The 8,233-nt window shown below is 71.3% G+C and carries 9 protein-coding genes; 7 read left to right on the plus strand and 2 right to left on the minus strand.

Features of this window, described 5'->3' with window-relative positions; genetic code table 11:
• Positions 1–46: 46 nt before the first annotated feature.
• Positions 47–730 carry a bifunctional phosphoribosyl-AMP cyclohydrolase/phosphoribosyl-ATP diphosphatase HisIE gene (hisIE, locus tag VF092_10910; GenBank protein ID HEX6747791.1) on the minus strand — a complete coding sequence of 228 codons (684 nt, stop codon included), beginning with the start codon at positions 728–730 and terminating at the stop codon, positions 47–49.
• Positions 731–1,141: 411 nt separating this feature from the next.
• Between hisIE and otsB the strand changes: the two genes are divergently transcribed.
• On the plus strand, positions 1,142–1,963 hold the full coding sequence (otsB, locus tag VF092_10915; protein ID HEX6747792.1) for a trehalose-phosphatase: 822 nt from the start codon (positions 1,142–1,144) through the stop codon (positions 1,961–1,963).
• A gap of 423 nt (positions 1,964–2,386) precedes the next feature.
• Positions 2,387–3,544: a lipase family protein gene (locus VF092_10920; GenBank protein ID HEX6747793.1), complete on the plus strand. Its 1,158-nt coding sequence runs from the start codon at positions 2,387–2,389 to the stop codon at positions 3,542–3,544.
• An 87-nt stretch (positions 3,545–3,631) separates the two neighbouring features.
• Here the strand turns inward: VF092_10920 and VF092_10925 are convergent, their stop codons facing one another.
• Positions 3,632–3,793: a hypothetical protein gene (locus tag VF092_10925; GenBank protein ID HEX6747794.1), complete on the minus strand. Its 162-nt coding sequence runs from the start codon at positions 3,791–3,793 to the stop codon at positions 3,632–3,634.
• 154 nt (positions 3,794–3,947) lie between these two features.
• Between VF092_10925 and hisZ the strand changes: the two genes are divergently transcribed.
• The 5 genes from hisZ to VF092_10950 all read left to right on the plus strand — a co-directional run bounded on the left by hisZ (position 3,948) and on the right by VF092_10950 (position 8,171).
• The gene (gene hisZ, locus VF092_10930) at positions 3,948–4,931 is read left to right on the plus strand and encodes an ATP phosphoribosyltransferase regulatory subunit (GenBank protein HEX6747795.1); all 984 of its coding nucleotides are present in this window, start codon (positions 3,948–3,950) and stop codon (positions 4,929–4,931) included.
• The gene (gene hisG, locus VF092_10935) at positions 4,928–5,587 is read left to right on the plus strand and encodes an ATP phosphoribosyltransferase (GenBank protein HEX6747796.1); all 660 of its coding nucleotides are present in this window, start codon (positions 4,928–4,930) and stop codon (positions 5,585–5,587) included. Before hisZ ends, hisG begins: the two co-directional genes overlap by 4 nt.
• 212 nt (positions 5,588–5,799) lie before the next feature.
• Positions 5,800–7,101 carry a histidinol dehydrogenase gene (gene hisD / locus VF092_10940; protein HEX6747797.1) on the plus strand — a complete coding sequence of 434 codons (1,302 nt, stop codon included), beginning with the start codon at positions 5,800–5,802 and terminating at the stop codon, positions 7,099–7,101.
• A 9-nt stretch (positions 7,102–7,110) separates the two neighbouring features.
• Positions 7,111–7,737 (plus strand): hypothetical protein, encoded by a 627-nt coding sequence (locus VF092_10945; protein HEX6747798.1) that lies wholly within the window; start codon positions 7,111–7,113, stop codon positions 7,735–7,737.
• A 29-nt stretch (positions 7,738–7,766) separates the two neighbouring features.
• A complete protein-coding gene (locus VF092_10950) occupies positions 7,767–8,171 on the plus strand; it encodes a hypothetical protein (protein ID HEX6747799.1) in 405 nt (134 codons plus the stop codon).
• The last annotated feature ends 62 nt before the right edge of the window (positions 8,172–8,233 follow it).

Below are 8,233 nucleotides of genomic sequence, written 5' to 3' on the forward strand. Positions count from 1 at the left end.
TTCTTCCTCTGCGTCCTCTGCGGCCTCTGCGTGAGACTTCTTCAGTTCAGCCGATCTCGGACGCGCGGCGGGCGGCGGGGTCGGTGGAGCCTTCGCGCGGGGCCCGGCCGAAGCGGCGGTCGAGCTCGTCCCACAGCTCGTCCAGCGGCAGCCCCTTCGCGCGCCAGAGGACGAGGAGATGGTAGAGCAGGTCGGCCGATTCGCTGCGCAGCTGCTCCGTTCCCTCGTTCTTCGCGGCGATGATGGTCTCCGTGGCCTCCTCGCCCACCTTCTTCAGGATCTTGTCAAGCCCCTGCGCGAACAGGTACGTGGTGTACGACCCCTCCGGCCGCTCCGCGTCGCGCGCGGCGACAAGCGCCTCGACGCGGGCGAGGACGTGGCGCGAGTCGCCCCCGTCCCGCAGCTCGTCATCGGCCACCGCGCGGAAGAAGCAGCTGCGCTCGCCGGTGTGGCAGGCGGGGCCGGCCTGGCGCACGCGGTAGAGCACGGCGTCACCGTCGCAGTCCACGCGCACCTCGTCCACCTCCTGCGTGTTTCCGCTCGTCTCCCCTTTCTTCCACAGCTCGCCGCGCGACCGGCTCCAGTAGTGCGCGCGGCCCGTCTCGCGCGTCAGGCGCAGCGCGTCGGCGTTGGCCCAGGCGAGCATCAGCACCTCGCCGGTGCGCGCGTCCTGCGCCACCACGGGCACCAGGCCGCGGTCGTCGAACTTCACCTCGTCGAGCCAGGACATCTGAACCGCAGTGCGTGAGTGCGGAAGTGCGTGAGTGCGTGAGTGCGTGAGTGCGTGTAGGTTCCCGAACGTACGGGCGAATGGAATTCGCGGCAACAACGGCACAAAGTCCCTGCGGCGACTGCGGCCGAGGCATTCGCGCGACGTACTGCCATCTGCTCCCATGATGAGTTCTCCCCCGCCCCTGCGAAGCGGGGGAGGGGGCCGGGGGGAGGGGGCCAGCCGCGGCCGCGCGATTCTTTGTGACCGGCTTGGAGCCAGACCCCACGCTGAGTATCACCCTCCCCCCAGTCGGTTTTGGGGGGAGGGTCGCGCGCAGCGCGGGGAGGGGGGCCTTCGCGCCGCGGCAGCGGAGGTGCTTGTGATCGTGATGATGCTGATCTCGAACCCCTTGCGATCCGATCTAACCTGATGCAGGAGATGTGGATGCTGGTGCACGCGATGGAGCGGGTGGCGGGGTGGGCCGAGGCATGGCGGCGGGCGGGGCGGCTGGTGCTGCTGCTGGACTTCGACGGCACGCTGGCGCCGATCGTCGACCGGCCGGAGCTGGCGGGGATGCCCGAGGCCACGCGCCGCGCGCTCGAGCGGCTGATGGCACTGCCGGGCGTCGAAGTCGCCGTGGTCAGCGGCCGCGGGCTGGCGGACGTGCGCGCGCTGGCGGCCATCCCCGGCATCGCGTACGCGGGGAACCACGGGATGGAGATCCATGGCCCCGGCATCGACCGCGTGCACCCCGAAGCGGCCGCCGCGCGCCCGGTGCTGGAGCGCGCCGCCGCCGCGCTGCGCGACGCGATCTCCGGCATCCCCGGGGCGTTCGTGGAGGACAAGGAGCTGACGCTGTCCGTGCACTTCCGCCTGGCCCCGCGCGAGCGCCTGGACGAGCTGCACGACATCGTCCGGCGCGTCGTCGAGCCGCTCGAGGGCGTGCACCTGACCGAGGGGAAGCAGGTGATCGAGGTGCGCCCGAACGTCGACTGGAACAAGGGGCGCGCGGTGATCTTCCTGCTCGACCAGATGCGCCCCCCCGCCGGCGCGCCCGTCCTCTACTTCGGCGACGACCGCACCGACGAGGACGCCTTCCGCGCCCTCCGCGACGCCGGCGCCGGCGAGGGCGTCCTCGTCGCCGAGGAACTGCCGGAGACCAGCGCGGCCGCGTCGTTCCTCCGCGAGCCGGCGGAGGTGGGGGAGGTGTTCGCCGCGCTGGCGGAGGCGCGGGCTGGGATCTTGGAGTGATCCGGCTGGGGGAGCGGGGCGAATAAATTCGCTGCAACAACCACACGAAGTCCGCCTTCGCGGACTACAGGCTTCGGTGTGGCCGAGACGACGGTGCTCGCGACCGGCTTCCACGAAAGCTGGCTCCGCGCACCACAATCTCGTCGGCACGAAAGTCTGTAGTCCCCGCAGGGGGACTTCGTGTCGTTGTTGCTGCGAATTTATTCGCCCCCTCCAATCTCCATCTCCCCAATCCCCTGCGGCAATGGAGCGTTACGGCGCTGGAACGGCGCGTTGCAGCCGCGGAGATCGCACCCTCCTGTCTTGTATCTCCAAGCTGTTGTGGTGATTGGGGTTGCCGTTGATGGAAGATGGGGAATGCGCGTTGCCCCGTCATCCGCCGACAGCCCACCCGACCGACACACGCCAGCAAGGAGCCGGACGATGTTCACCCAGGGCTACAGCCAGACCGAGGCGCAGGAGATGATGACGCTCTCGTCCATCGCGTACGCGGGCGAGAACACCGGCAGCTACCAGCAGATCCAGCAGGCCATCGAGAGCGAGCTGGCCGCCTCCAGCGTGGTCGGCCCGTACTTCCAGCTGGTGTGGCTTGGGATCACCCCCGACTTCAGCAACCTGATGTACGTGGCGCGCGACAACCGCGAGACGGCGCGCTTCGCCGTGGTGGTGCGGGGGACGGACTGGAACTTCCTGACAGACTGGAAAGAAGACTTCGACGTCATCGATAAGCACGACTGGCCCACCGCCAGCCCGCCGAACCCGCGGATCTACGTGGCGCAGGGGTCGTGGGACGGGATGACCGATCTCCTGGCGACACAGTCGAACCTGTTTAACATGACGCCGCCGGCCATCCCCCAGCCCTCGAACATGATCACCCTGTTCATGGCCGAGGCGCTCTGGAACACCTACGACACCGACGTCGACATCTTCGTCACCGGCCACTCACTGGGCGGCGCCATGGCCACGGTGATCGGCCTCTGGCTGGCGGACACGGCCTCGACCTGGGTGCTGCGGCCCAACAAGGTGAACTTCAAGACCTACACCTTCGCCGCGCCCACCGTGGGGAACCAGGACTTCGTGAACTACTACAACGGGCAGACGGCGAACCCGCAGGTGCAGTGGCAGGCCTACCGCGTGTACAACGAGCAGGACGCCATCCCCTTCGGCTACGCGAACATCGGCGGCGTGGCGGAAGACGGCGTGCCGTACAGCCTCCTCTTCGCCACGCTCGAGCTCATCCCCGCGCTGGCGGCCATCCAGACCGCGCTCGACCAGGCCGGCGTGGCCTACGTGGACGTGGGGAGCGCGTCGAACGGGACGGCGCTGGGGCTCAGCAACAATCCCCCCAGCTCCAGCTGGCCGCCGCCGTGCAACAGCGAGGTGAAGAATTTCGACCCCGACTTCGCCTGCTGGGTGGGATACGAGCACGACCACAACACCTACCTGTTCCTGCTCGGCGCGCCCACCATCCCCAGCATCCCGCAGCGCGCGGTGGACACGGCCGCCATCGCTGCCACGCCGCTGTGCTCGGTGATGCCCATCACTCCCGAAACGCTCGCGGGCGAGGCGGCGCCGGCGTAACCGTCGCCGACACAGGGAGATAACGACGCGCGGGGGCCCCGGTCGGGGCCCCCGCGTGCTTGCGTGGAGATCCGTCTGCCGCGCGCGTCAGGCCACGGGGCGGCGGCCGGTGATCACGCGCCAGGCGATCACGATCACGGCGATGATCAGCAGAATCCAGGCGATGCTTCCCAGGGCGTGGATCACGCCGCCCACGCCCAGCAGGCCCAGCAGCAGCAGGATGATGGCGATGATCAGGATGATGTCCACAAGTGCCTCCCCTCCAAGGGTGAAATCGGGTACTGCACCTCCTCGGCGGGGGAGTAAAGCAAGGGGTGTGCCTAAAGCGTAAATCCGGTGCACATCGTGAGTTGTGCGACCGCCGCGTTGCCCGCCCCGCACCCCGCCGATATCTTCCGGCCCCATGCCGACCTCCCCCATCGCCCAGGTGCCGCCCGGCTCGCTCGACCTGCTGGCCGGCGACGTCCGCCGCCGCCGGCGCGTTCAGCGCGCGTGGTTCGCGCTGGCCGAGGCGCACGGCTACCAGGAGGTCATCCCCCCGACCTTCGAGTACGAGGAGGTGTTCACCCGCGGCGCCGGCCCCGAGCTGGCCGCGCGGCTGATCCGCTTCGTCGACCGCGACGGCCGCCTCGTCGCCCTGCGCGCGGACTTCACCTCGGCGATCGCTCGGGTGGTGGCCACGCGGCTGGCGGACGCGCCGGGGCCGCTGCGGCTGGCGTACGCGGGGAAGGTGTATCGCCAGGAGCCGGAAGGGCTTGGGCGGCGGAGGGAGATCTTCCAGCTGGGCGCCGAGCTGATCGGCGATCCGTCACCGGAAGCGGACGTCGAGGCGCTGCGACTGGTGATCCTGCAGATGCGCGCGCTGGGGCTGCACGAGTTCCAGATCAACCTGGGCGACATCCGTTTCATCCGCCCGCTCCTCTCCGGCCTCTCGCCCGAGCAGGCGGAGGCGCTGCGGACGGCCATCGACCGCAAGGACCGCGCGGCGCTGGCCGCGGGCGCGCGCGAGATCGGCGCCCCGGCGGCCGTGACCCGCGCGCTCGTCGTCCTCCCCGAGCTGATCGGCCGCGGCGACGTCCTCACCCGCGCGCACGCGCTCGCCTCCGGCCGCGAGGCGGAGGAGGCCATCGACCGCCTGCGCCGCGTGGACGCGCTGCTGGGCGACGACGAGCGGCGGCACGTGGTGTACGACCTGGGCGAGATCCGCGGGCTGGGGTACTACTCCGGCATCCAGTTCGAGGTGTTCGTGGCCGGCGTCGGCCGCGCGGTGGGCTTCGGCGGCCGCTACGACGGGCTCCTCGCGCTGTACGGCGCCGATCGTCCCGCGGTCGGCTTCGCGCTGGAGACGGACGCGCTGGCGGATCTCCTGGACGAGGAGCCGTCGTGACGCGCGCGCTCCGCATCGCCCTCCCCAAGGGGCGGATGATGGACGAGGCGCTGCGCCTGTTCGAGGCGATGGGCTCGCAGATCGATCCCGCCGCGCGCGACAGCCGCCGCCTGATCCTGCCCTCGGCGGACGGGCGCTTCGAGTTCCTGCCGGTGAAGAGCGGCGACGTCCCCGTCTACGTCGAGGCCGGCGTGGCCGACGCGGGCGTGGCGGGGCTCGACGTGCTGGAGGAGACGCAGCCGGACGTGCTGCGCCCGCTCGACCTGGGCTTCGGGGGATGCCGCCTGGCCGTGGCGGCGCCGGCGGGCGCGCCGTATCCGCAGCTGGTGGGCGGCGGGATCCCGCGCGTGGCGACGAAGTACGTGGAGAGCGCGCGCCGCTTCTTCGCGGGGCGGGGGATCCAGGTGGAGTTGATCCGCATCTCAGGCTCGGTGGAGCTGGCGCCGCTGCTGGGGTTGTCGGACTGGATCGTGGACCTGGTGCAGACCGGGCGCACGCTGGCCGAGAACGGGCTGGTGGTGCTGGACGACGTGGCCCCGTCCACCGCGCGCCTGATCGTCAACCGCGCCAGCCACAAGCTGCGCCTCGACGAGCACCAGCGCCTGATCGCCGACCTGGCGAAGGCGCTGGAGAGCGGACCACTGCCGGGCGAATGAATTCGCGGCAACGAAAGCACAAAGTCCCTGCGGGACTGCGGCCGAGATCAAGGCACGACGGGCAGAAATCGATTCAGTGATGAGTTCTCCCCCGCCCCTGCGAAGCGGGGGAGGGGGCCGGGGGGAGGGGGCCTCCCGGTCGCGTCCGCGCCGGATTCTCCCCGTCGCACCCGCAGTTTGGTGGAGATCATGATTGAGATGAGGCTGATGCAGTGCTGAACATCCGGACCCTCCGCACCGCGCCGCCGTTCACGGAGCTGCGGGAGATGGCGGCCGCGGCGTCGACCGACGACCCTGCGCTCCGCGAGGCCGTGGCGCGCATCGTGGGCGACGTGGCCGCGCGCGGCGACGCGGCGCTGGTGGAGTACACGCGCCGCTTCGACAATCTCGACGTCTCCACCGGCGCGGAGCTGCGCATCGGCGCGGACGAGCTGGAGCGCGCTGCGGCCTCCATCGATCCCGATCTCCTGGCATCGCTGCGGCGCGCGGCGGAGAACGTGCGCCGCTTCCACGAGCGCCAGCGCGAGCACGGCTTCGTCGAGTGGCTGCCCGACGGATCGCTCCTGGGCCAGCGCGTCTCGCCGCTGCGCCGCGTGGGGATCTACGTCCCGGGCGGCCGCGCGGCGTACCCGTCGTCGGTGCTGATGAACGCCATTCCCGCCGCGGTGGCGGGCGTGGACGAGATCGCCATGGTGTCGCCCACCCCCGGCGGCGAGGCGTCGCCCGTCGTGCTCGCGGCGGCGCACGTGGCGGGGGTGACCGAGGTGCTGCGGATCGGCGGCGCGCAGGCGGTGGCGGCGCTGGCGTACGGGACGGAGACGGTCGGGCGGGTGGACAAGATCGTCGGCCCGGGGAACAAGTGGGTGGCCGAGGCCAAGCGCCAGGTGTTCGGCCTGGTCGACATCGACATGATCGCCGGCCCGTCGGAGATCCTGGTGATCGCCGACGAGTGGGCCGACCCCGTGCACGTCGCCGCGGACCTGATCGGGCAGGCGGAGCACGACCCCGACGCCATCGCCTGGCTGGTGACGAGCTGCGTCTCGCTTCCCATGGCCGTTCCCGGCGAGATCGAGCGGCTGCTGGAGCGCAACCCGCGCGCGGAGGTGGCCCGCGCGGCGCTGGAGGCCAACGGCGCCATCGTCGTGGTTCCCACGCTGGCCGACGCGGCGGCGGTGGCGGACCTGCGCGCGCCCGAGCACCTGGAGCTGCTCGTCGCCGAGCCGCTGGCGCTGGCCGGGCGCATCCGCAACGCCGGCGCCATCTTCCTCGGCGCGCACTCGCCCGAGCCGATGGGCGACTACTTCGCCGGCCCCAACCACGTGCTGCCGACGGGGGGCACGGCGCGCTTCGCCAGCCCGCTGGGCGTGTACGACTTCGTCAAGCGCACCAGCCTGATCGGCTACTCGCCCGAGCGCCTGCGCGCGCACGCCGACGACGTGGTGCGCCTGGCCGAGGCCGAGGGGCTGCACGGCCACGCCGAGGCGGTGCGCGTGCGCCTGCGCGCCGGCGGGTGAGGCCGGGCCATGTCGCGCAACGTCGTCCTGCGGTGCGCCTGCGGCCGGGCGCGGTTCGACGGGTTCTCGTGGTTCACGTCGCTCGTCTGGGACGACATCCTCGGCTGCCTGGAGGCGCTGGGGATCGAGAACCCGTACCACGACCTCCCGTTCGAGGGGCTGCAGGTCGACGGCGCCGGGTTCCGCGCCTGGTGGGACGACGCGGCGGCGCGGATGCGCGCCGCGCGGGAGTCGCTCCCCGTGATCTACTGCGTCTGGCAGGAGCAGGGGACCGACGCCGGCTACTGCGTCTGCCGCGGGCGCGGGTGGATGGTGGAGGGCATCTTCGACGAGCTGCTCGCCGTCCCGCTGGCGCCGGTGGTGTGGGAGAGCCGCCGCGCCGGCCTGACCTACGCGCCGCCGGTGGTGGAGGAGGCCGCGCCGGAAATCGTCCCTCGCTTCCCGTCGCCCGCGGACGGCGCGCGGGTGGAGGTGGCGCTGGCGGCGGACGAGTTCGAGCGCGTCTTCCGCGGCACCCCCGTCACCCTGGAGCACGGGCGGCTGCCGGACTACTTCGCCGCCGAGCTGCGCGCGATGGACGAGCTGGCGCGCCACTCGGATGAGCGCGGCGAGACGATCCTCATCCTCGGCTACTGACCGGGGTCACCCTGATTGGAGATGGTTCCTTGAACGTTCTCTACGCACTCTTCTGCGAGGATGCCGGCGAGCGGACCGACGGCCGGCTCGACGTCCACGGCGTGTTCCACCAGCTCTACGCGCCGGGATTTCCCGCGCAGCAGGGGCGGATGACCTTTGCGGTGGCGGTGGAGTGGGAGCCGCACGAGCGCGGGCAGATCGATTTCTCCATCGAGCTGATGGACCCGTCGCGCAGCCCGGCGCTGACCATCACCGGCCAGACCGAGGTGTCCGACGGGCAGCTGATGCAGGGCCCGCCCCAGACGCGCATCGTCATGCCGCTGGAGAACATCGTCTTCCCCGCCGAGGGCACCTACATCTTCGAGCTGGTGGTGAACGGCCAGCGCCAGCGCCTCGCCCCGCTGCATCTGCTCAAGGACACCACGCAGAACTGACGGGCATTCTCACGCGGAGGCGCGGAGACGCGGAGGGGCTTGGCTGGCTCCTCCGCGTCTCC

Origin of the sequence: Longimicrobium sp. (assembly GCA_036377595.1) — a bacterium.
Classification (GTDB): domain Bacteria; phylum Gemmatimonadota; class Gemmatimonadetes; order Longimicrobiales; family Longimicrobiaceae; genus Longimicrobium.

Bases quoted from the DNA above. Each gene is read 5' to 3' on its own strand.
- hisZ (HEX6747795.1), top strand. From the start codon at position 3,948: ATGCCGACCTCCCCCATCGCCCAGGTGCCGCCCGGCTCGCTCGACCTG.
- hisIE (HEX6747791.1), bottom strand. From the start codon at position 730: ATGTCCTGGCTCGACGAGGTGAAGTTCGACGACCGCGGCCTGGTGCCC.
- otsB (HEX6747792.1), top strand. From the start codon at position 1,142: ATGCAGGAGATGTGGATGCTGGTGCACGCGATGGAGCGGGTGGCGGGG.
- VF092_10920 (HEX6747793.1), top strand. From the start codon at position 2,387: ATGTTCACCCAGGGCTACAGCCAGACCGAGGCGCAGGAGATGATGACG.
- VF092_10945 (HEX6747798.1), top strand. From the start codon at position 7,111: ATGTCGCGCAACGTCGTCCTGCGGTGCGCCTGCGGCCGGGCGCGGTTC.